Below are 20,234 nucleotides of genomic sequence, written 5' to 3' on the forward strand. Positions count from 1 at the left end.
AAGTCAGTTGATCTCACTTCAACAAAGCTGGAGTCGTGAGTAATTAGCTTGTCAAGCTCAATGTTTTAGTTGCGCTATTGAGAATGATGGTAAATGACCATTTGCCAAGTGCATGTATTAAGCTAAAAGAAGGAAGATAGCCCTGTTTGGCTCTTGCTTGCGATTGTGTTCAGGTGGATCAGTTTTTCATTACTGAAGAGTTTTTAGGCGTCAGGTGGTCTTTAAATATTGCTAGCGCCTTGCTGAGGTCCTCATTGGTGTTGATAATCTCGTCTTCGTAGTCGTTAATCATTTTTCCCAGGGTTTTATTTATAGTTTCCACTGCGCCAGAGATCAGAAATTTTTTATACTCTTCGTCGGCGAGGTGAATGATTTCAAGCAGAGAGTCTGGGCGATCATTTGTATCTAATAATCTCATGGCGTTCAGCGTAAGAGGGACACAAATGATCTTCATTTTATTCTGGTTGGTAAGTTTTTGTTAGTTAAAGCGCTTTGGTTTTAGAAGGTTGGCTATATATGGATGTGATCGTATACATACTTTTTGATATTCTCAATGCGTAGTTTTTTCTAGAAAACTTGGGAGTGGTGGTTTTAGATTCTTCCCAAATGATATTGGTTTGACTGCTTGGCCAGCGACCGAAGGATACTGATTTAATTTTAGCATCTCATTGATATTCCGCCGGCCGCTCGCGTCAGTCAATGTCATAACTCTTGTGCGCTATAGCTACCAGCAACTACAAGAAGAATTGTTTCTCCGCCATTACTCGATGTAAAGCAGTAAGTTATTCCCGTTTCATCAGGCTCCAGTCTAGTTGCTTCTTGAGAAAGCCATGTGTTTTCCTCTTCGTACATATCACATATTTCGGTGCCGACAGCACCTAAGCCTTGAAAGGCAACTAGATCGTTGAAGGTTATCTCCCATCGTCTTTCCTGCCAGTCTGTAAACTCCATTATTAATGTATTGCGGTTGCAAATCAGTTTTTCAATTGTTCCATCTGCCACAGGGAATTTTTTCATATCAGCTTCCTGGATGTTTTTCACCCGGTAGAAATCCGGTTCCATGCCCTTCTTCGTAATTACGTGGTATGACTTTCATTACTAGATTGTTTCTTTCAGCCTGCCTCCAACTGGAACCGTTGGGCTTTAGCTCTATGTGATAGTGCTCGCCGTGATGTCTCTGTACGAATATACCCTCATCTCCCGGATGGCTCTCAAATCTTATCCGGGTATTACTGTTAGGTCTCCACTCCATTCGCTGAGTGTCATGCCTTGTCGTAGAGACTTTTGGCGCTACTCCTAGCACGTCTGTTAAATCATTAGGGTCGCTTGGAAAATGAGAGTGGGCAGTGGGTAGGGTTGGCTGTCCATCATTGTGTTGTGGTACAGGCTCGTCAACACTCAACGATGGTTTACATTCGTTATTCCCAGGGCATGTACTCAGTCCCAGCGGATCCACCCATCTCGTAGGATTGGGCACGTATTGGTAGGCGTTAATCCCACCCGCCAGCTTCACCGGATCAGGCGTCAGGTAGCGACCGACATCCGGATTGTAGTAGCGATGACGGTTGTAGTGCAGTCCGCTTTCCTGATCAAAGTACTGGCCCTGAAAACGCAGCGGGTTGTCGATTTTGCCTTTGTCGAGACGGCTGATCTGGCCGTAGGCGCGGTAGTGCGCGGACCAGACGATTTCGCCGTCGGGGTGGGTCAGTTCCTGCGGCGTGCCGAGGTGGTCGAGTTGGTAGTGGTAGGGCTTGGTGTCTTTTGGGCCGAAGCCTTCCAACAGGACCAGCGGCCTGAAACTGTTCGGTTCGTAGAGATAGCTGCGATGGCGATCCGCATGGTGCTCAGCAATCAGCTTGTCGCCTTGCCAGAAAAACTCCGTCGTTAGGCCGTCCACGGTTTTGCTGATGCGCCGCCCAAAGGGATCGTAGCGATAGCTCGCGGTTTGGCCATTGGGTTGGGTGATTCCAATCAGCCGGTGCTGGCAGTCGTAGCGGTACTCGGTGACGAGTTGATGGCCTTTGCCACGGCGTTCACGGATGAGGTTGCCGAAGGCGTCATAGTCGTAGTGGCGGTCGCCTTGGATCATCAGGCGGTTGCCGGCGACGATGTCGGGGCGGTCTTGCATGAGCAGGTTGCCGGCCGGGGTGTGGCCGAAGCGTTCCTGCAGGTCTTGGGAGTGGTCGGCGCGGGTGAGGCGGCCTAGTGGGTCGTAATGGTAGTGGTGTTCGCCTTTGCGGGTGTCGAGCAGGCGGGTGAGGTTGCCGGTTTTGTCATAGTCGTATTGGCGTTGGTAGAGGTGGTCTTGTTGCTGAGTGATTGCGTGGGCGTGCAGGCGGTGTTGGTCGTCGTAGTGGTAGTGGCTGAGGAGTTGGCCTTGTTGGCGTTGGTGTTCCTGACCCGCCTTGAACAGGTGAGAGGTCAGCAGCGCGCCGTTTAATTCGACGGTGGCGAGGTGGCCGCCTTTCGCATGATTAAAGACCAGCCGGTTGTTATCGGGCAGGCGCAGGTGTTGAAGCTGGCCGCAGGTGTCGTAGCCATAGCGCAAGGTGCCCCAGCCCTGATGTTCGGCGGTGAGGCGGTTTTGGCTATCGTATTCGTAGGCCAGCGCCCAATGGCCGTCGTCGACGCTGAGGAGGTTGCCCTGGCGGTCGTAGGCATATTCAACAAGGCTGCCATCGGGCAGGGTTTTTCTGACGAGTCGACCGGCGTGATCGCGTTCGTAACGAGTGACTAACTGACTGCCATCGTCGCCGTGTTCGGTTTTTTCCAGCAGATTGCCGTTGAGGTCGTAGGCATAAGCCGTACGCTGCCCGTCAAAACCTATTTCCTGCTGGATCAGGCCATTGGGGTGGTAGGCAAGTCGGTAGGTCTCGCCGACCTCGTTTTCGATCTCGGTCAGCAGTAACCGCACGTTGTCGTAGCGGTAGTTGACCTGAGTGCCATCGGCGTTGAGGCGGCGGCTGATCAGGTGCAGGCCGTCGGCGTATTCGTAGCGGGTGACGTGGCCGAGTTCATCGCGTTCTGCGGTGATTTTTCCGTAGGGGTTGTAGCTGTATTCCCGACACGCTCCACCCGGCAGCACCACGCGAACCAACCGACCCACGCTGTCCCACTGATACTGGGTCAGCGCGCCATGCTCATCCTCGCGGGCAATCTGTCGCCCCAAGTCGTCATAGCGATAACGCTTGATCCCGCCATTGGGTAGCTGCTCCTCAACCAGTTGCCCCCGCTCATTCCACACCAGCCGATGGCAGCTGTGATCCGGGTACCAAACCCCAACCAGTTGCCCATATTTGTCGTAGCTGTAATCCGTAACATGACCATCGGGATCGATCTTACGAATGACATCGCCCTGGTCGTTACGCTCGTACTTCCAGACCGCCAGACCCCGCCTTACAACCCGTACGAAGCCATTGTCATGCTCGTAGGTTGTCGGCTCATCATCCCCAGGAAACAACGCCACCAAGCGTCCGGCGTCGTCGTACTGATACGCCGTCACCGCCCCCAGCGGATCCTGCTCAACCGTCAGGCGACCCTTGTCATCGTAGGATTTGAAATGCGAAGCACCGTCCGGATCAATCCGCTGCACCAGCCGCGCCCGGTCGTCATGGACGTACACTTCCTGGCTGCCATCGGCGTTATGCACCGTGACACGGCCGTCATCCCCCCAGGCATACCGCGTATCCATCTGCGAAAAACTGGCCCAATGCCGGACACAGCGCGCAGCCTTGCCAGCCCGTTCCCATTCCCAGAAGAAACTCGCCCCACCGGCCAGTCCGCGCTCAAGAATCACGTGCTGATCGTCGTAGCGATAAACCTCGCTTTCACCTACCGCATTGGTCGCCGAAACCAATCGGCCAGCGTCGTCGTATGCGTAGGAAACAAGGTTCTGCTCGGTCACCCACTCGAAGGGTTCATACCCGTTGGCGCGCTGAACCTGATAGTCCACCGCCACGATGTGGCTCGACGCATAGCGCAGGAACAGCGAACGTCCGACGCCGTGATCCAGCCGCTCAATCCGCCCCAAATAATCCCGAGAAATCCGCAGCCGGTTGTCGTACGCATCGCTGATGGAGACCAACACTCCGTCGCGAAAGTGATAAAACTGCGACGCCTGGGACAACACCAACTCATCCGGCGAAGCGCCCAAATAGATCGCGGCTTCGGCCAAACTATTGGTGATGGCCGGTCGAGCAACGGTCGGCATCGGAAACGAAGTACTGCGGTTCTCATGGTCCGTCCACACCACCGAATCGCCCGACACCACAAGCCGATGCGCCAGCGAATGACTCCAGCCAAACCCCAACCCGCAATCCACTTCCACCGCACTGGTGCGATACAACCGCGTCCACTCAAACGGCAAAATCCCGTCCAACGTGCCATCGGTCAGGGTCAGCAGTTCCTCCCCGGTAACCATCGACACGGGGCAGCCGTTGGTGACCGTCTTATCCGAAGAGGCCGCCGCATCGCCCTTCGGATTCGTCGATACAACAGGCACATCATCCACAGGCTCTTTTTGCTTCAGCACCGTGTTCTGCCGCGCCCGCCAGCGCATCTGAAGCGTGCCTTGCTTCACCCCGCCGACCACACCGCGAACCGCCACCGCCTTATAGCGATCCACCGCCTGCATGAACTTCGTCAGAATCGCCAGCACGCTCTGAACAAAACCAACAGCCGCCTTAACAATCTGCGCGCCATACCTGGCCAGCCGCAGGCTCAAATACGCCACAGCCGCCGCCGGCAGTGCGATGGTCAGCACCGCGCCAATCACCAGGTCAATCAGCAGCGACACCACCAACCCAGCGGCCACTTGCGCAATCTCACTGGGCGGCAATGCGTCCAACCAGATCATCGCCGTGCGCACCAGCAGGAACAGCGCCGCTTCATCACTGGCGAGCAACATCGCCTGTTCCATGACCTTGGGCGCATCGGTGGCGATTTGTGCCAGCTTGGCCGCTTCGGCTCCCAGCTGTTCGACGTACTTCAACGGGTTTTCAAGAATCGCCTGCACCAGCTTGATGCTGTCCCACACGTCCCGGATCGCGGCCCAACTGCCCGCCAGCACGCCGCTGCCAATCGCACTGGCCGTGGACTGCTGCCAATGCGGTTTGAAGCCTTGCCACTGTTCGCGAAGCCACCACTCCAGGTCCGCCATCAGCCCGGCATAGGAGGTGAACAATGCGTCAACCTGCTCCTGGGAAACACCGCCCTGTACCCGCACCTGATAGCGCCCGCCAGCGGCGCAGTGGTGTGAGCCCTTGCCGTGTTCATCCAGCATGACCCGCGTGGAACTGCCGTCATCCAGCCCGATCACCTCGACCGGAATGCCGCCGATCGGCACGTCATACACCGAGTCGAATTTGCTCTCTATCTTCAGCTCGCCGCCCAACTGGCACACGGCGACACTGCCGATAAAGTTCGGGTCGCTCATGCTCACGGTTGTCTGCGAGTCACCGACGCGCAACACCCGATCCATCCCCAGCAACGACGGCATATCCGCCGTATGGCTCACCGAATCCAACGCCCGCGAATACCAGGCGTCCATCTGCTGGCGATAAATCACCAGGCTCTGATGAAAGCCATCCAGCTCATGTTCGATAGAGGCAATGTGGGAAGCGTTGGTCATCCGTGACGTCTCGGCAGAGGGCAAGGCGTCGGAGTCTGCCGCAGTAAAAAGCGGCTGGATGAACGGCGGGGAAAATCAGAAAGGGCTTACGAAGGTCGCGTAATAGTCAGCCCCAAATCACAGTTGGGGGCTACTTTAAATGGCGATCATGCTGATCGAAGAGCAGTGCGCTGTGGTTCTTTAAGTTGGAAGCTCGGTTGAATAACGAAAGCCTGCTTTTCAAAGCAGGCTTATCGCGAATCTCGGCTGACTTACTTCTGGTGAGCCGTCAGCGCCGCATACCCATTCATCAAGTTGCGATAGTTAGGAATGCGCTGGGACAACAGATTGCCCAGTCCTTCGATATCGTTGCGCCAGTCGCGGTGCAGCTCACACGCCACCGAGAACCAGTTCATCAACTGCGCACCGGCCTGGGTCATCCGGCTCCACGCCGCCTGCTGCACGGTGGTGTTGAACGTGCCGGACGCATCGGTCACCACAAACACCTCAAACCCTTCCGCCAGCGCCGACAGGGTCGGGAACGCTACGCACACATCCGTGACCACGCCGGCAATGATGATCTGCTTGCGGCCGGTAGCCTTGATCGCCTTGACGAAGTCTTCGTTGTCCCAGGCATTGATCTGGCCTGGGCGGGCGATGTAGGGCGCGTCCGGGAACATCTCTTTCAACTCAGGTACCAGCGGGCCGTTGGGGCCTTGTTCGAAGCTGGTGGTGAGGATGGTCGGCAGGTTGAAGAACTTCGCCAAGTCGGCCAGGGCCAGCACGTTGTTCTTGAACTCGTTGGGCGAGAAGTCCTGGACCAGGGAGATGAGGCCGGTCTGGTGGTCGACCAGCAGAACTACGGCGTCGTCTTTGTTCAAGCGGTTGTAGGTTGGAGTGCTCATGGTTGAATCCTTTTTTGTTTAGGTTGGTTGGGCGTTGCGTTCAACATGGGCACAGATTAATGGGTGGGTGCTGGGGGATAAATCGGCTGGGATGGGTAATACCGTCAACTCAAAGGCGACAATTCATGAATTGTCAGTAGGACTGATCTTTTTAGCGGTCGGGAAAGTAAGTCAAAAAATCTCACGCGTGAGCTATTGAGTGTGGCAAAAAATGCCTGTAGATTTTCTCACGCGTGAGTTTTTCACAGCGAGGTCAGTACCATGGAAAGCAGCTCTCCATCGAGTCCGCTTAAAGGGCCCGATACCGATTCAGCAAGCCTCAAGGGAGAGCGCTTGAAGCCGTCCGCCAAAAAGCCATCGAGCTTTTACATGAAGCAGATGCGTGCAGGCCTGGCGGCCGCCGGCTACGTGAAACACGAGACTTGGGTGCTTCCCGAAAACCGAAGCCTGCTCAAGCAGATGGAGAAACAGCTTCGCCAGCCGATTCTGGCTGGCTCATTCATGTCGGAGAATTTCATGAGCGCAGGTACCAACTGGAATATCGATCGCCTCTTCACCGCTCTTCAGGCCCTGGACGACGTGGTGTCCCAGGACATTACGCTTTCTCTCGTTCAAGGCTCCGAGTCCAGCATCAAGCTGGAAATGAACGACTTCGGTGGCTTGCCGATTTACATCGCGGTGGTGGGCGAGCAGATCATCGTTGACACCGTCCTGGTCGATGTCGAGTCCATCAACGATGTCGCTAAATTCAATGACGCGGTGTTGCGCAGCCGGGAAATGTTCCCGCTGTCCTCCATCGGTATCGAGTCCATGCCTAACGGGCAAGTTGTCTACAACATGTTCGGTGCGTTGAGCTCCGACTCCAGCCTGACCAATATCGTCACCGAGGTGAAAACCCTGGTCGACAACGTGCAGCGCGCCAGCGAAGCCTTCGAACGTTTCTTCAATTAAGTATTCGGGAGTATCCAATGACTCAGTCCATCTGGAGCAAATTGTTCACCGCGCTGCGTGGCGGTGCCAACGAAGTCGGCGAATCGATCGTCGACCAACAAGCCCTGCGCATCCTCGATCAGGAAATTCGCGATGCCGACACCGCGCTGGCCAACGCCAAGCGTGAACTGGTCAGCATCATGGCCAAGCACAAATTGGCGACTGATCGCGTCAACGAGTACGACGCCAAGATCAAGGACCTGGAGTCCAAGGCAGTGGCTGCCCTGCAGGCCAATCGTGAAGACCTCGCCCTGGAAGTGGCCGAAGCCATTTCGAGCCTGACCAACGAGCGGGATGTCGAGCATAAGCAAGCCACCGAGTTCGGTGGCTATGCGGAAAGCATGCGCAAGGACATCACCAAGGCCGAAAGCCGGATCAAAAGCCTGCGCCAGCAAGTGGATATGGCCAAGGCGCGCGACAGCGTACAGAAGGCCCAGGTCAGCGCCTCCATCGCCAGCGGCGGTGCCAACGGCAAGCTGGAAACCGCCGTCGGTACGCTGAATCGTTTGCAGGCCAAGCAGCAGCAACGCGCTGCTGAACTGCAAGCCCAGGATGAGCTGGTTGAGGCGTCCACGGGGACCGACCTGGAGCGCAAGCTGCGTGACGCCGGCATCACGCCGAACGAAGGCAGCGCCAATGCGATTCTGGAGCGTCTGAAGCAAAAGTCGGCGGAGTAAGCAACGTCGCCGCAGGAAGGGCAGTGTCTGCCCTTCTTTTTTTACGTCGAGGTCAGGATGGATGCCCTGAAGGGTTTCAAGACAATCGCAGGCTTGGCCTTCTTCATGGTCGTGCTGCAACTGCTCAATGTGGCGACCGGTTACAGCCTCATGGCGTTCGGCCTGATCCCGAGAACGCTGCAGGGGCTGCCGGGCATCCTCACCTCACCGTTTTTGCACGGCTCGTTCGCCCACCTGAGCGCGAACCTGGTTGCCTTTTTGATCCTGGGCACCCTGGTGATTATCGAAGGGCTCAATCGCTTCGTTACCGTCAGTGCGATCATTATCCTGCTGGGCGGTTCGCTGGTCTGGCTGTTCGGTTTTGCGGGCATACACGTGGGGGCCAGCGGCTGGGTATTCGGGTTATGGGCCTATTTGTTGTCTCGCGCCTGGTTCCACAGGAGCTGGAGCAACCTGATAACGGCCGCTGTCGTAGCGGTACTGTATGGCGGCCTGATCCTTGGCTTCCTGCCTCGTCAGGGTGTTTCCTTCGAGGGGCATCTGTTTGGTGCATTCGCCGGATTTATTGCAGCCAAGGTACTTCTCTCCAAGCCACGCAGCAGGTTTAATGCCGGCTGAACGCACTTGAGCATCCACATGTCGAGGCGATGGCGTCATCGGGAATCAAGTACCCAGGGAGTCAGGGACGGAATGTCGATTTTTCTTTTGCTGCGCATGTACGCCTCCTCCCTCTTTCACCGTTTCGGCTGGGCAGGCCTGGTCGTTGCCTTGGGTGTACACCTGAGCACGGCTTATCTGGGCCTGGTGGTTCTGGGCGAACAACACCTCACCGCGCCCGCCACGTTCGTTTACTTCTATCTCACCACTACGCTGACCGTCGGCTATGGCGACCTTGCGCCACAGACCTCGGCGGGGCGCGTGTTCGTGGCAACCTGGGTCATGCTCGGGGGCATTGCGCTGCTCACGGCAGCCATCGGCAAAACCACCAGCACTGTCATCGATGCATGGAGAAAAGGCATGAAGGGCAAAGGCGATTTCACCGGCAAGGTCGGTCATACCGTGCTCATTGGCTGGGAGGGCGCGTCCAGTGAGCGGGTCATCGAGTTGTTGCTTCAAGACGAAACCTCGAACGACAACCTGATCGTCATCTGCGATTGCACCCTCGAAGAAAACCCGATGCCGGGCAAAGCGGCGTTCATCCGTGGTGAAAGCCTGTCTTCCACAGCGTTATTGCTGCGTGCCGGTGTGCCCGGCGCCGAGCGTGTACTGGTGCGAACCCCCTCCGACGATCTGACGCTGGCCACCGTGCTGGCGGTGAATCAATTGAGTCCGGTTGGGCATGTCGTCGCCCACTTCAATGAAAGTGAAATTGCCGCACTGGCCAGCTCCTACGCGCCCAGCCTGGAGTGCACGTCAAGCATGGCCATCGAGATGTTGGTGCGCGCCTCTCAGGATCCGGGCTCGTCGGTGGTCATTAATGAGCTGCTGTGCGTGGGGCAGGGTGCCACCCAATACCTGATGAAATTGCCCGAGGCCTTTGAGGCCACGTTCGGCGATCTGTACACCCAAATGAAAGAGCGCCACAACGCCACCCTCATCGGCTATCGCGCCAAGGGTGCGTCGCAACCGTCGATCAACCCGCCCAGCGCCACGCGCGTTGAAGGCGGCGAACTCTTCTACATCGCCTCCACCCGCCTCAAGGAAATCTCCAATGGGATGGTTTAAACAGTTGATGGGGCTTGAGGCCCCGCAAGCGAATACACACTCGAAAGGCGCCGCCGCCGAACCCCTGCCGACCACCGGGCCGCTGGGCCTGGCACCGGGCAAAGGCGTGATATTCGACGCGACCCTGAAGTTGTTGCTCGACGGGAAAACCACGGTGGTTATCCCCGGCTCCCAGGAAGTCTGGAGTAACGGCACCGTTGACCTCGGGCAGTCGACCTGGCTGTCGCGCTATTACATGAACGACGAAGATTACTGGTTGCAGGTGCACACCACGGGCGACATCGCCGGGCAGGTCGAGTCTGTGATCCTGTTCAACTACCTCAGTTACGTCACCCTCAGCAGCGAAGCTGAACTGCGTCGGCTGGCGGGGCCGCAGAGTCCGATCGGGTTGCCGACTTATACCCACAATGGCGTTGAATACGCGCGCGTGTGGGGCAGCGAGGAAGGCCAGACAGAATTGGTGGCCATGAGCGAGCACGTGATAAACCCCGAGGATTCCTACAACGTCGAGCACCGTTCGATGCTATATGCCCGTGACACAGGCCTGACCGATCGACGCGAGTTTCTGCTGTTCTCTGTAGAAGAAGACGCTGAAGGCACCGTCAGCCTGAGCACGTCGCTGGGCATTTCGCTGTACACAACCGACTTGAATGCGCTCTAAAAAAGGAAGAAGTCCATGCTAGAAGCTCTCTCTATCTCCCTGAACAAAGCCGCCGTAGTCGGGTTTGTCACCTACATTCTGGGGGCGGCGGTGCTGTTCGCGCTGTTCCAGTTCATCTACACCCGCGTCACCCCGCACAAGGAGTTCGAACTGATCCGGGCGGGCAACGTTTCCGCGGCAGTCGCCCTGGGCGGCGCCATCGTCGGTTTCGCCATTCCGGCCAGCAACGTGATTGCCTACTCGATCAGCATCCTCGACTTCGTCGTCTGGGCGGTGATCGCAGCCGTCGTCCAACTGCTGGCGTTCCTGCTGACCAGCCTCGTGCTCAAAGGCACTTCCGAGCGCATCAAGAGAGGCGAGCTCGCAGCGGGCATTTACGTGGCCGCCGTGGCCATCAGCGTCGGCATGTTGAATGCCGCCTGCATGACGCCTACCCAGAACTGATTGCGCACGGAGCTCCCGATGAAACGAAGCAAGTACGTCCAGCTTTCGCTGGCAGCGTCGGTCGCCATGGCGATATCCGGCTGTGGGCCGACGGAAAAAACCTACGATTTGCAGAAGAAGTACAACTTCCAGTCGGTGCAGCAATGTGCCGATGAAAAGCTTCCGGTGGACGTCTGTTCGGACGCCTACATGACCGCCATGGCCGAGCATCGCCGCATCGCCCCGGTATACGCCAGCCAGGCCGATTGCGATGCCGACTTTGTCGCCGGCTGGTGCCAGCTGGACTCCAATGGCCAGTTCATTCCCAAGCTGGGCGGTTTTGAACTGACCGCCGAAGGCCAGGTGACACAATCCCAGGTAGACGCTGCCAACGCTCAGGCGGGTAACGCTCAGGCAAGCGGCGGCTCAGGTTTTTCCACCAGCAGCCTGCTGACCGGTCTGCTGATCGGCAACATGCTGAGCAGCAATCGCAACAGCTACCGCTCTGAGCCCGTATACCGCTACCGCGATGATCGCGGCAACTACGGCAACTCGACGCTCAATCAGCGTGTCTCCAATGGCGCGACGTTTGGCCGCTCGAATCAGGCCCGTTACGGCAGCAGCAATTACACCAACACGCTGCGCTCCTCCAGCCAGTCGAGCTCCGTGGCGTCGGCCACCTCCCGTGGCGGCTTCGGCAGCAAGGCCAGCGCACGCAGCGGCTGGGGCGGCGGCGGGTCGAGCAGTTAAGGAAACCGGGCCATGAAGAAAATCCATTGCGCAGAGCGTGATGACTGGAAACAGACGGCTGAAAACCTTGGCTTTCTGTTCCATACCATCGACAACGAACCCTACTGGGACGAGAGCGCGTATTACCAGTTCACGCTCAAGCAAATCGAGCACGACCTCGAAGACCCGACCACCGAGATCCACGACATGTGCATGGACCTCGTCGCCCGCGTGGTCCAGAGCGAAGAGCTGCTCGAACGCCTGAGCATTCCCGCGCCCTTCTTCGACATGATCAAGACCTCTTGGCTCGAAGGCCACCCGCACCTGTACGGGCGCATGGACTTCTCCTACAACGGCACCGGCCCCGCCAAACTGCTGGAACTCAACTACGACACACCGACCAGCCTCTACGAGGCGGCGGCGTTTCAGTGGGGCTGGCTGGAGCAATGCATCGAACGCGGCTTGCTGCCCAAGCATGCCGACCAGTTCAACAGCATCGACACCAAACTGCACCAGGCTTTCGCTCAACTGCAGGTCAACCAGCCGTTCTACTTCGCCTCGATGAAAGACTCGGTCGAAGACAAAGGCACCACCGACTACCTGCGCCTCGTCGCAGAAAAAGTCGGCATCGAATCACGCCACATCGACATCGAAGACATCGGCCTGACCGGCGAAGGCCGCTTCGTCGACCTCCAGGACCGCTGGATTCCCCACCTGTTCAAACTGCACGCCTGGGAATTTATCTTCCACGAACCCTTCGGCGCCGCGATTGCTGAGAGCGACACACAGTTTTTCGAGCCTGCGTGGAAATCCATCATTTCCAATAAAGGCATCCTGCCGTTGCTGTGGGAATTCAACAAAGGCCACCCGAATTTGCTCGCGGCCCACCTGGATACCGAACCGGGTAAAGCTGTGCCGAAGGGCTGGGTGCGCAAGCCGTTTTTCTCGCGGGAAGGGGCGAACATCGAGCTGCAAACGGCTGATGGGCTGATAGTGAAGGAGGACGGTCCCTACACGGATGCGCCGTTTATTCTTCAGGAGTTTGCGCCGTTGCCGCGGTTTGGGGACAGCTATACGTTGATTGGGTCTTGGGTGATTGGGGACCAGGCGGCGGGGATTGGAGTGCGGGAGGATAATAGTTTGATTACCAAGGATTCGAGCCGGTTTTTGCCGCATTTGATATTGGATTGAAACAGCCTGCTGGGCTTCTCAGTCAGTACTGGCACGACACGGCTCAACCGATTGGCTAAATGCCCGCGTCAGCGGGCAAATTTCTGATTCTCAGCAGGTAGCCATCTGAGCATTTGAGTGGTTATGCGTAAGTCGTTTGAGTGCGATCTCAAGCGCTTGGTCGTCGAACAGTTTGTTCTTGCGAGCCCCAGCACCGGCTCCGCCCTCCCATTGCTTCAATGCCTCGCGCATAGCAGGGACGCTAGGGGAGATATTTTTCTGGCTCAGCAACCAATCGACTGTCGCCAGCAACTCCATACCAAACGGTGACTCAAAGCCGTCAATCAATTCGGCAGTGCACTCCAGGGCTTCGGAATATTCCTTGGCTTCTGTTTTAAGATAGGTTTGTAGAAAGGCTTTGCGGTCTTGGTCGAACCAGATCACATCACTGTTTTCCGCATCACCGATGCGCTTATCGCAGTGCAGATAACTACCGTCCAGGTTGTTAAGCAGATGTTCCAACCGATTGGCGTACGGCCCGTACTTATGAGCAACGAACTTAAGGTCCAGCGGGTTCTTGAGGTCTGGCCGCTTCTCAATAGCACGCCCCAGGAACCAGGCCAGCTTTTGAATCTCAAGCAGGCTGCATTCCATTCCTAACACCCAGTATCGCCGAACCAGTTCCGCAATAAGTGCGCGGGCTGGTGTGAGCTTCTCCACGCCGCTCCGTTTGGCGACATTCAGGTACTGATTGGAAGGCTCAAACACAAGTACATCAACATCCAGATCACTCAAGACATCAACGATCTGTTCGCGAACGTCTGGCCATTTCAGGCCGCCGTTACCTGCACCTAAGGGGGGGACCGCCACAGACTTCACATGGTTTTCGATCAAAAAACGACGTAGATCATGTAGACCCTCTGTTATCCATGCCATCTGTGATGGTGATCGCCAGTGACGTTTGGTCGGGAAGTTAACGATCCAGCGAGGACCGTCCAATTCGTTGACCGCAGTCACGTGAACTTTTCCGGTCTCTACCTCGCCAGCCTTACAGGCTGCCGAGTACAAGCGATAGTTTTCTGCAAAGCGCTCTTTGAACATCAGCGCGATGCCCTTGCCCATCACGCCCACAGTATTCACCGTGTTGACGAGGGCTTCGGTGTTGGCTTCCAGAAGGTTGCCTTGGGTGAATCTGATCATTGGAAATACCATCCCGGACGCGCATGTACAGACAACGTCAGGCCTCTGACGGCAACGTCCTGCTCTATGCGTTCTTTCATCGCATCGGTGTAACACATGATGCCAAGGAGTCCTGTAATCGGTAGGTGGTGGTAAATCAGCGCTTCAGCCTGATAACGCTCCATTTTGCGAGGGTCATCGGGGTCACGTTTGAAGTCACGCCGTTGAAGGATAGACCAATCGATCTCGTGGAGATTCGTCAGATCGCTGTAATAGTCTGTCCAATCCGGGTACGCATGTGCGTTTGTGAAGACGAACGGCAGGCCAAGCTCGGCGACGCGTGGCAGGCTGGAGACCAGAATCACAATCTCGTCATTGCTGCGCTGCTGAACGCTCCATCCCGACTGAATGTTTTTTATCATTACAGAGAAAGGCGTGAAGTAGAAGGGCACGTAGTCGGCCAACACGCCTGCAGGTGCGATAGGAACGCAGCGAGTGCGGCGTTTGTCGATTAAGTCAGCATTGCCGATGTTCACGTACTGCGGTGCCTGCACCTCGGAGCTGGCGCAGTGCAGGCCGTTGTCCAGAATCCAGGGCAGATTGTCGCGATGAACGATCCGCCAGATCAGAGCCTTTTCTGGATTCAGGTTGCTATAAATCATCTAAGAAACATGCCTCGATTCACTCCGATTTGTACATTAACGCCTGCCTCGCGCATTTTAGACTCGCAGAGGGCTTCTACTTCTGCATTAGAAACAAAAACCTTGAAGAAATCGTTAGGGGAAACTACATCGGGCGATAGGCATTCAGCCATGCAGATGCTCTTGCATTGTGGGTCATGGTAGTCCCTGGCATTCATGAGCTCCCAATTGATCGCCTCGAAGCCCTCAGCATAATCGAGCAACTGAATGGCATCGTTAGCCAATGGATGGTGGGGAATGACTTTCCATTGCTTTCTAATTGCCAGGTTTCGATGAACCGTAATCACGACAAATTGAGCGTCAGGCCTTCTGCGTTGAACGCTTCCATCGAACGGGTTTGCGGCAAACCAGTGGAAAGGTACGTACTGCTCTAGTGCGAGACCTTGTCGTTTTTTCAGAATCTCGGCATCAGCCACATCTTCGAACGCCTTGAGCTGCGCTCGCGGTTTAAGTCCGCTCTGAAAAATACTGCTCAGGTTTTCCAGTGAAGTGAGGTGATAGAGGAGTTTTTGTTCCTTGATATCCGGCATATCGGTCTCCTTGACCTGTGTGTGAGCTGAAGTCGTTTCATTCCTGCTCGCTCATCAGTTGGCAGGATGAGATAAGTGATTCTATTGTGGCATCACTTTGACATGTAATGGCCGTACGTATCATGGAGGACTGCTGAAAAATCATAGGAGTCAGCAGTCCCGCAGCGTTCTCGAATTCGTTGTGCCAGCAGGTTAGATCCCTTTCATTTGCGGGACATTTCCTAGAAAATCCCAGCCGCTTGCGCTAGCGAAAATGCACGACTAGGCTGCGAATCGTCGCTGCACATTCAGCGATCGGGTTTAGTCGCCCGGATTCGATTGGCGCATAAGCAACTCATGAGTCAGGCCCCTTCGCCTGCATCTTATGGTGGCTGTGCGCAGGGCACCTCCGGGTGCGCCGGGTTTCCAATCGACCGGTCGACTAACCTGCGTACAGCTGCCACCTTTCGTTTAGTCGCGGTTAGTGGCAGCTCCAAATTATCGATTGGAGGTTTGCTATGGATAACGTTGTTGCGGATTCGCCGTCATCGGGTGCGACCTACCCTTTTGTTGTCAATGAAGAATTGAGCTTTGAGGATGCCTGGGTGCGTGTGGCTGAGTTGCTGCAGTGTGCGGTGGCTACATCGCAAGTGCTCGGTGAGGCATTGGGTGCGCCGCAGAGAGCGGTGATGCATTTGGTGGAGATGGCAAAGATGGTAGCGGAACGGGCTGTGGAGTGTATGCAGCCCGCGTAAGGCGACTGAGAGAAGGGCAGGGTATAGCAACCCGCTTTTGATTACTCAATTGTCCAATAGCTGTTGGACAATTGAGTAGCGATACTTATCAGGCATTAAAAAGCCGGCTTGTGGCCGGCTTCTCTGTGACCGCCTCAGCTTGTTTTTGACAAACCTCAGCAGCCTTCAAATCGCTCAGCCCACATTGCGTCGGGCTGAATAGTAGGGGCATCCGCGGGAAATCCTCCGCATCGCCGAGCAGGGTGGATAGCGCAACGCAACCCCCTGCCAAATGTGCGGCGCATGATACCCACATTCACCTCAGTTGCCCACCTCCGGTTCCGATTTAGAGCCTTCCCAGCCCAAAAGATGCTCATCCAGCGGCACGGGTGGGCGGCGGTTGTTGAGGGTGGACCACCAGAACACCCACCCCACGATCTGGAAGTTCTGTTCGAGCCGTTGCTCGTGCGTCAGGTATTCATCCGGGTGTTCGCCGGCGTTGTGGCTGCGCATGCGCAAACCACCCCCTGGGCGGTTGTAGAGGTATTTGATGCGTAGCATTCCATCGTGTTCGACGGCGTAGATTTCGCCGTCGATGATTTGGGTGCGGCCTTTGTCGATGGCGAGGGTGGCGCCTTGTTGGATGATGTCGATCATGCTGTTGTCGACCATGTAAGCGCCCAGCGCGCGGTCGGGGTTGACGTTGAGGGTTTCGAGGGTGTGCAGGGAGACGCGGATGCGTTCGGTTGAGGTGAAGGTGGGGTGGAGGGGGATCTCCACGTCGATTTTTTCCGGGCTGCAGGCGGGGCCTGTGAGGTATTTGCCACTTTCTTCGCGGGTGGGGAGTCCTTTCCTGATGCTCGGGCCTTCCAGCAGAAAGTTGGCCGGTGGGTGTTTGGGGCCTTCGCCGGTGCGTAGCCAACGGCTGGAGATACACAGCAGTTCTGCGATCTCGTTGAGTCGGCCCATGGGTACACCGCGTTTGAACCAGTTGTTCACGTGTTGAGGCGTGACACCACGGTTTTTGGCGAAGTCGGAGGCGGAAAGATGAACTTCCCTTAATAGCGCTTTTAAGCGATCACCTGATGTATTCATAAACGCAGAGTTTACTGGCCGAGAAAACACATCAAATAAACCATGCGTTGAGTTAGGCCTGTAGGTTTTTGCTTAGTTGTAGCTTGTTACTTCGGATTTGAGCGGTGGTTAAACTAAGCTTATAAAGCATTGAACTTGTCGTTTAATTTTTCCCACAAAAAAAGCCCCGAATAATCGGGGCTTTTTCAATTGCCGAGGCAATGAGTAGCGGGTATCAGCCTTTGTAGGCTGCGACCGACTTCATGATCTCGGCGCGGGCGGCGTCTGCGTTGCCCCAACCGTCGATCTTCACCCATTTGCCTTTTTCGAGGTCTTTGTAGTTCTCGAAGAAGTGCTTGATCTGTTCCAGCAGCAGTGGCGGCAGGTCGGTGTATTCCTTCACGTCCACGTACAGCTGGGACAGCTTGTCGTGTGGCACTGCGATCACTTTGGCATCGCCGCCGCCGTCGTCGGTCATGTTCAGGATGCCGACTGGGCGAGCGCGGATGACCGAGCCTGGGGTAACCGGGTAAGGGGTTACGACCAGCACGTCGAGGGGGTCACCGTCGTCGGCCAGGGTGTTAGGGATAAAACCGTAGTTGGCCGGGTAGAACATCGGGGTGGCCATGAAACGGTCAACGAACAGGCAGTCGCTGTCTTTGTCGATTTCGTATTTGATCGGCGCGTGGTTGGCCGGAATCTCGATGGCGACGTAGATGTCGTTCGGCAGGTCTTTGCCAGCCGGAATCTTGCTGTAGCTCATTGGGCGTTGCCCCCGTAGTTGGCCATATGACATGGCCGGATTGGCCTAAAAGTGGCGGCGATTATAGGCATATTCTGACGGCGATGCCATGCGCCAGACGTCGTACGGTCATTCGCCTTGTGGCTGATAACGCGGGTCGTGCGCTTGCAGTTGGATCAGGCGGGCCAAGGGATCCTGGCGGTAAAAGCGGCTGAGTTGGATGTACACCTGTGGATAACTGTTGACGAGTAAATCCGGGGCACTGAAAAAATATTCGCTGGTGACCGCAAAGAACTCCGCCGGGTTTTCCGCCGCGTAGGGGTCTATCTCCGTCTCGGCGTCGGGGTTGGCGTCCAACTGGCGATTGAGATCGTCATAAGCGCTCTGCATCACGCTGGCCCATTCCTGCACGCGCATGTCGTGGTGCAGCGGCGGCAGGCCGTTGGCGTCGCCGTTGAGCATGTCGAGCTTGTGGGCCAGTTCGTGGATCACCAGGTTGTAGCCTTCCCACTGACCGCTGGCCAGTACGCCCGGCCAGGCGAGGATCACCGGGCCTTGCTGCCAGGCTTCGCCGCTGTGTTCGCCGTTCCACTCGTGTTCGATGCCGCTGCTGTCGCGATGGCGCTGGGGGCTGAGGAAGTCGTCGGGGTACAGCACGATTTCATGGAAACCCTGGTACCAGTCGAGGTCGCCCAGGTTCATCAGCGGCAATTGCGCCTGGGCGGCGAGCAGCAGGCGTTGTTCCTGGTGCAGCTCGACGCCGGGCAGGGCGGTGAGGTATTTTTCGGCGAGGAACACCACGCAGGCTTCGCGCAGCCACTGGTCCTGCTCGGCGCTGATGCCGTCGAGGAAAGTCAGGTGGTGGCGCACCCGCTGCCAGGTGTCATCGGCAATCGGGTGCTTGGCCAGCAGGCGCCGGCGACGCCAGGCGCTGAGGGACCACATGCCGGGTTACTGCGACTTGGCTTCTGAAGACGTGCGGCCAAAGCGGCTGCGGAACACGCCGATGATCATCGGCACCAGCGACAGCAGGATGATGAACACCACCAGCAGCGAGAGGTTTTTCTTGATAAATGGCACGTTGCCGAAGAAGTAGCCCAGGGTCACCAGGCCGCCGACCCAGAGGATGGTGCCCAGCACACTGAAGCCGAAGAAGCGTGGGTAAGGCATTTTTGCGATACCGGCAACGAACGGCGCAAAGGTCCGCAGGATCGGCAGGAAGCGCGCCAGGGTCACGGTTTTGCCGCCGTGCTTGTCGTAGAAATCGTGGGTCTTTTGCAGGTAGTCGCGGCGGAAGATTTTCGAGTTCGGGTTGCTGAACAGGCGTTCTCCCGCCGTTCGCCCGATCACATAATTGGTACTGTCGCCGAGAATCGCCGCCAACATCAACAGCCCGCCCAACAAGACCGGGTCCATGCCGCCGCCCGCAGCGACGGCTCCGGCGATAAACAGCAGCGAATCACCTGGCAGGAACGGCATGACCACCAGGCCCGTTTCGCAAAAGATGACCAGGAACAGAATGGCGTATATCCACGGACCATAATTGGTTACCAGCATGTCGAGGTACACGTCGAGATGCAGGATAAGGTCGAGCGGGTTGAAATCCATGGATGGCACCTGTGTGAACGGCCCGACTCGGCAGGCCTGTGCGGAAGCTCGGGTAATAAGGCTACACGTGTATGTAGTGTTTCTTACAACCCTGAAAGGTCCGCATTATACGGATTGAGAGGTGAAAAGCGTGTTGGTTTTGTAGCGGGGGATGTCGCAGTACACGGTGCGCTGGGCGCCACATAACCCGCTGTGCGAGGGGCTTGCTACCGATGAGGCCGTGTCAGTTATAAATAGTCTGACTGAAAAGCCGCTATCGGGGGCAGACCCCTCCCACAGGGTGTCTACGTGTAAGGGAATCAGTCTTCGCTGATCGGCAACGTGTAGTTCTTGAACTCGGTGTCTTCCCGAAACCCGATTGACTCGTACGTCTTTTGCGCCACTTGGTTATTACTGCTGGTCGACACCCGCAGCCGGACCGCATGGGTCTCCTTGGCCATCTTCTTTGCTGTGCGTATCAAATTGTCCGCCACCAGTTGTCGGCGCGCGTCTTCGGCCACATAGATGTCGTTGAGGATCCACACACGTTTAAGCGACAGCGAGGAAAAGCTCGGGTAAAGCTGGCAAAACCCGAGCACGCGTTTGTCATCGTCATCGGCCAGGGCCAGGTAGATCACCGACTCCTTGCGGCGCAGGCGCTTTTCCAGGAAGGCCCGTGACGAATCCGGAAAGGGCAGGGCCCCATAGAACTCGCGGTACTTGACGAACAACGGGGTCAACAGGTCCAAGTGTTCCAGGGTCGCTTGAGTAATCCGCATGCCAGGCCTCAACTTCCAAATGGGGTATGACCACACGAGCG

At 56.6% G+C, this 20,234-nt stretch carries 21 protein-coding genes; 9 read left to right on the forward strand and 12 right to left on the reverse strand.

The genetic code is table 11. The features are described from left to right. Positions 1-178: 178 nt before the first annotated feature. The 4 genes from FBY10_RS13505 to ycaC form a co-directional block, all read right to left on the reverse strand. Positions 179-454, reverse strand: coding sequence for a hypothetical protein (locus FBY10_RS13505; RefSeq protein ID WP_256663474.1), 276 nt, complete (start codon positions 452-454; stop codon positions 179-181). A 248-nt stretch (positions 455-702) separates the two neighbouring features. Next, on the reverse strand, positions 703-1,017 hold the full coding sequence (locus tag FBY10_RS13510) for a hypothetical protein (RefSeq protein ID WP_131700309.1): 315 nt from the start codon (positions 1,015-1,017) through the stop codon (positions 703-705). 1 nt (position 1,018) lies between these two features. After that, positions 1,019-5,629, reverse strand: a complete 4,611-nt coding sequence (locus FBY10_RS13515; RefSeq protein ID WP_145336771.1) for an RHS repeat-associated core domain-containing protein — start codon at positions 5,627-5,629, stop codon at positions 1,019-1,021. A 251-nt stretch (positions 5,630-5,880) separates the two neighbouring features. Next, complete coding sequence (gene ycaC / locus FBY10_RS13520) at positions 5,881-6,513, reverse strand: isochorismate family cysteine hydrolase YcaC (RefSeq protein ID WP_027605204.1); 633 nt, start codon at positions 6,511-6,513, stop codon at positions 5,881-5,883. A 369-nt stretch (positions 6,514-6,882) separates the two neighbouring features. On the opposite strand from ycaC, the gene FBY10_RS13525 reads away from it, so the two are divergent. From FBY10_RS13525 to FBY10_RS13560, 8 genes are all read left to right on the forward strand, one after another. After that, positions 6,883-7,464: a YjfI family protein gene (locus FBY10_RS13525; protein WP_131700307.1), complete on the forward strand. Its 582-nt coding sequence runs from the start codon at positions 6,883-6,885 to the stop codon at positions 7,462-7,464. 17 nt (positions 7,465-7,481) lie between these two features. Continuing rightward, positions 7,482-8,180 (forward strand): PspA/IM30 family protein, encoded by a 699-nt coding sequence (locus tag FBY10_RS13530; protein WP_131700306.1) that lies wholly within the window; start codon positions 7,482-7,484, stop codon positions 8,178-8,180. Positions 8,181-8,237: 57 nt separating this feature from the next. Then, entirely contained in the window at positions 8,238-8,798 is a 561-nt protein-coding gene (locus FBY10_RS13535) for a rhomboid family intramembrane serine protease (RefSeq protein WP_145336769.1), read from the forward strand. Between the two features lie 72 nt (positions 8,799-8,870). Then, positions 8,871-9,905 (forward strand): ion channel, encoded by a 1,035-nt coding sequence (locus FBY10_RS13540; RefSeq protein ID WP_145336767.1) that lies wholly within the window; start codon positions 8,871-8,873, stop codon positions 9,903-9,905. Next, positions 9,892-10,566, forward strand: coding sequence for a DUF2491 family protein (locus FBY10_RS13545; RefSeq protein WP_131700303.1), 675 nt, complete (start codon positions 9,892-9,894; stop codon positions 10,564-10,566). Before FBY10_RS13540 ends, FBY10_RS13545 begins: the two co-directional genes overlap by 14 nt. Before the next feature lie 15 nt (positions 10,567-10,581). Then, on the forward strand, positions 10,582-11,010 hold the full coding sequence (locus tag FBY10_RS13550) for a DUF350 domain-containing protein (RefSeq protein WP_024077626.1): 429 nt from the start codon (positions 10,582-10,584) through the stop codon (positions 11,008-11,010). A gap of 18 nt (positions 11,011-11,028) precedes the next feature. After that, positions 11,029-11,739 (forward strand): DUF1190 domain-containing protein, encoded by a 711-nt coding sequence (locus tag FBY10_RS13555; protein WP_131700302.1) that lies wholly within the window; start codon positions 11,029-11,031, stop codon positions 11,737-11,739. A gap of 12 nt (positions 11,740-11,751) precedes the next feature. Further along, positions 11,752-12,909, forward strand: a complete 1,158-nt coding sequence (locus FBY10_RS13560) for a glutathionylspermidine synthase family protein (RefSeq protein WP_145336765.1) — start codon at positions 11,752-11,754, stop codon at positions 12,907-12,909. A gap of 90 nt (positions 12,910-12,999) precedes the next feature. On the opposite strand, the gene FBY10_RS13565 is transcribed toward FBY10_RS13560, so the two are convergent. Genes FBY10_RS13565 through FBY10_RS13575 form a run of 3 tightly spaced genes read right to left on the reverse strand, consistent with a single transcriptional unit; the run spans position 13,000 to position 15,298 of the window. Next, complete coding sequence (locus FBY10_RS13565) at positions 13,000-14,088, reverse strand: macro domain-containing protein (protein ID WP_145336763.1); 1,089 nt, start codon at positions 14,086-14,088, stop codon at positions 13,000-13,002. Continuing rightward, entirely contained in the window at positions 14,085-14,729 is a 645-nt protein-coding gene (locus tag FBY10_RS13570; protein ID WP_145336761.1) for a DUF4433 domain-containing protein, read from the reverse strand. Before FBY10_RS13570 ends, FBY10_RS13565 begins: the two co-directional genes overlap by 4 nt. Continuing rightward, positions 14,726-15,298 carry a DarT ssDNA thymidine ADP-ribosyltransferase family protein gene (locus FBY10_RS13575; RefSeq protein WP_145336759.1) on the reverse strand — a complete coding sequence of 191 codons (573 nt, stop codon included), beginning with the start codon at positions 15,296-15,298 and terminating at the stop codon, positions 14,726-14,728. The genes FBY10_RS13570 and FBY10_RS13575 overlap by 4 nt, the downstream gene beginning before the upstream one ends. Positions 15,299-15,795: 497 nt before the next feature. Between FBY10_RS13575 and FBY10_RS13580 the strand changes: the two genes are divergently transcribed. Continuing rightward, positions 15,796-16,032: a hypothetical protein gene (locus FBY10_RS13580; protein WP_145336757.1), complete on the forward strand. Its 237-nt coding sequence runs from the start codon at positions 15,796-15,798 to the stop codon at positions 16,030-16,032. Between the two features lie 300 nt (positions 16,033-16,332). Here FBY10_RS13580 and FBY10_RS13590 read toward each other — a convergent pair whose 3' ends face one another. From FBY10_RS13590 to FBY10_RS13610, 5 genes are all read right to left on the reverse strand, one after another. Beyond that, positions 16,333-17,106: a helix-turn-helix transcriptional regulator gene (locus FBY10_RS13590; protein ID WP_145336753.1), complete on the reverse strand. Its 774-nt coding sequence runs from the start codon at positions 17,104-17,106 to the stop codon at positions 16,333-16,335. A 214-nt stretch (positions 17,107-17,320) separates the two neighbouring features. After that, positions 17,321-17,848, reverse strand: a complete 528-nt coding sequence (gene ppa / locus FBY10_RS13595) for an inorganic diphosphatase (RefSeq protein ID WP_003176323.1) — start codon at positions 17,846-17,848, stop codon at positions 17,321-17,323. A gap of 108 nt (positions 17,849-17,956) precedes the next feature. After that, positions 17,957-18,772, reverse strand: a complete 816-nt coding sequence (locus FBY10_RS13600) for a zinc-dependent peptidase (protein WP_145336751.1) — start codon at positions 18,770-18,772, stop codon at positions 17,957-17,959. Between the two features lie 6 nt (positions 18,773-18,778). Continuing rightward, positions 18,779-19,435, reverse strand: a complete 657-nt coding sequence (locus FBY10_RS13605; protein ID WP_131700079.1) for a DedA family protein — start codon at positions 19,433-19,435, stop codon at positions 18,779-18,781. 299 nt (positions 19,436-19,734) lie between these two features. Beyond that, complete coding sequence (locus FBY10_RS13610) at positions 19,735-20,193, reverse strand: N-acetyltransferase (RefSeq protein ID WP_131700080.1); 459 nt, start codon at positions 20,191-20,193, stop codon at positions 19,735-19,737. Positions 20,194-20,234: the final 41 nt, after the last annotated feature.

Origin of the sequence: Pseudomonas sp. SJZ103 (assembly GCF_007828335.1) — a bacterium.
Lineage (GTDB): Bacteria > Pseudomonadota > Gammaproteobacteria > Pseudomonadales > Pseudomonadaceae > Aquipseudomonas.

What these genes read in the sequence shown, in the direction of transcription:
- FBY10_RS13505 (WP_256663474.1), bottom strand. Translation starts at nt 454, where the DNA reads ATGAAGATCATTTGTGTCCCTCTTACGCTGAACGCCATGAGATTATTA.
- FBY10_RS13510 (WP_131700309.1), bottom strand. Translation starts at nt 1,017, where the DNA reads ATGAAAAAATTCCCTGTGGCAGATGGAACAATTGAAAAACTGATTTGC.
- FBY10_RS13515 (WP_145336771.1), bottom strand. Translation starts at nt 5,629, where the DNA reads ATGACCAACGCTTCCCACATTGCCTCTATCGAACATGAGCTGGATGGC.
- ycaC (WP_027605204.1), bottom strand. Translation starts at nt 6,513, where the DNA reads ATGAGCACTCCAACCTACAACCGCTTGAACAAAGACGACGCCGTAGTT.
- FBY10_RS13525 (WP_131700307.1), top strand. Translation starts at nt 6,883, where the DNA reads ATGAAGCAGATGCGTGCAGGCCTGGCGGCCGCCGGCTACGTGAAACAC.
- FBY10_RS13530 (WP_131700306.1), top strand. Translation starts at nt 7,482, where the DNA reads ATGACTCAGTCCATCTGGAGCAAATTGTTCACCGCGCTGCGTGGCGGT.
- FBY10_RS13535 (WP_145336769.1), top strand. Translation starts at nt 8,238, where the DNA reads ATGGATGCCCTGAAGGGTTTCAAGACAATCGCAGGCTTGGCCTTCTTC.
- FBY10_RS13540 (WP_145336767.1), top strand. Translation starts at nt 8,871, where the DNA reads ATGTCGATTTTTCTTTTGCTGCGCATGTACGCCTCCTCCCTCTTTCAC.
- FBY10_RS13545 (WP_131700303.1), top strand. Translation starts at nt 9,892, where the DNA reads ATGGGATGGTTTAAACAGTTGATGGGGCTTGAGGCCCCGCAAGCGAAT.
- FBY10_RS13550 (WP_024077626.1), top strand. Translation starts at nt 10,582, where the DNA reads ATGCTAGAAGCTCTCTCTATCTCCCTGAACAAAGCCGCCGTAGTCGGG.
- FBY10_RS13555 (WP_131700302.1), top strand. Translation starts at nt 11,029, where the DNA reads ATGAAACGAAGCAAGTACGTCCAGCTTTCGCTGGCAGCGTCGGTCGCC.
- FBY10_RS13560 (WP_145336765.1), top strand. Translation starts at nt 11,752, where the DNA reads ATGAAGAAAATCCATTGCGCAGAGCGTGATGACTGGAAACAGACGGCT.
- FBY10_RS13565 (WP_145336763.1), bottom strand. Translation starts at nt 14,088, where the DNA reads ATGATCAGATTCACCCAAGGCAACCTTCTGGAAGCCAACACCGAAGCC.
- FBY10_RS13570 (WP_145336761.1), bottom strand. Translation starts at nt 14,729, where the DNA reads ATGATTTATAGCAACCTGAATCCAGAAAAGGCTCTGATCTGGCGGATC.
- FBY10_RS13575 (WP_145336759.1), bottom strand. Translation starts at nt 15,298, where the DNA reads ATGCCGGATATCAAGGAACAAAAACTCCTCTATCACCTCACTTCACTG.
- FBY10_RS13580 (WP_145336757.1), top strand. Translation starts at nt 15,796, where the DNA reads ATGGATAACGTTGTTGCGGATTCGCCGTCATCGGGTGCGACCTACCCT.
- FBY10_RS13590 (WP_145336753.1), bottom strand. Translation starts at nt 17,106, where the DNA reads ATGAATACATCAGGTGATCGCTTAAAAGCGCTATTAAGGGAAGTTCAT.
- ppa (WP_003176323.1), bottom strand. Translation starts at nt 17,848, where the DNA reads ATGAGCTACAGCAAGATTCCGGCTGGCAAAGACCTGCCGAACGACATC.
- FBY10_RS13600 (WP_145336751.1), bottom strand. Translation starts at nt 18,772, where the DNA reads ATGTGGTCCCTCAGCGCCTGGCGTCGCCGGCGCCTGCTGGCCAAGCAC.
- FBY10_RS13605 (WP_131700079.1), bottom strand. Translation starts at nt 19,435, where the DNA reads ATGGATTTCAACCCGCTCGACCTTATCCTGCATCTCGACGTGTACCTC.
- FBY10_RS13610 (WP_131700080.1), bottom strand. Translation starts at nt 20,193, where the DNA reads ATGCGGATTACTCAAGCGACCCTGGAACACTTGGACCTGTTGACCCCG.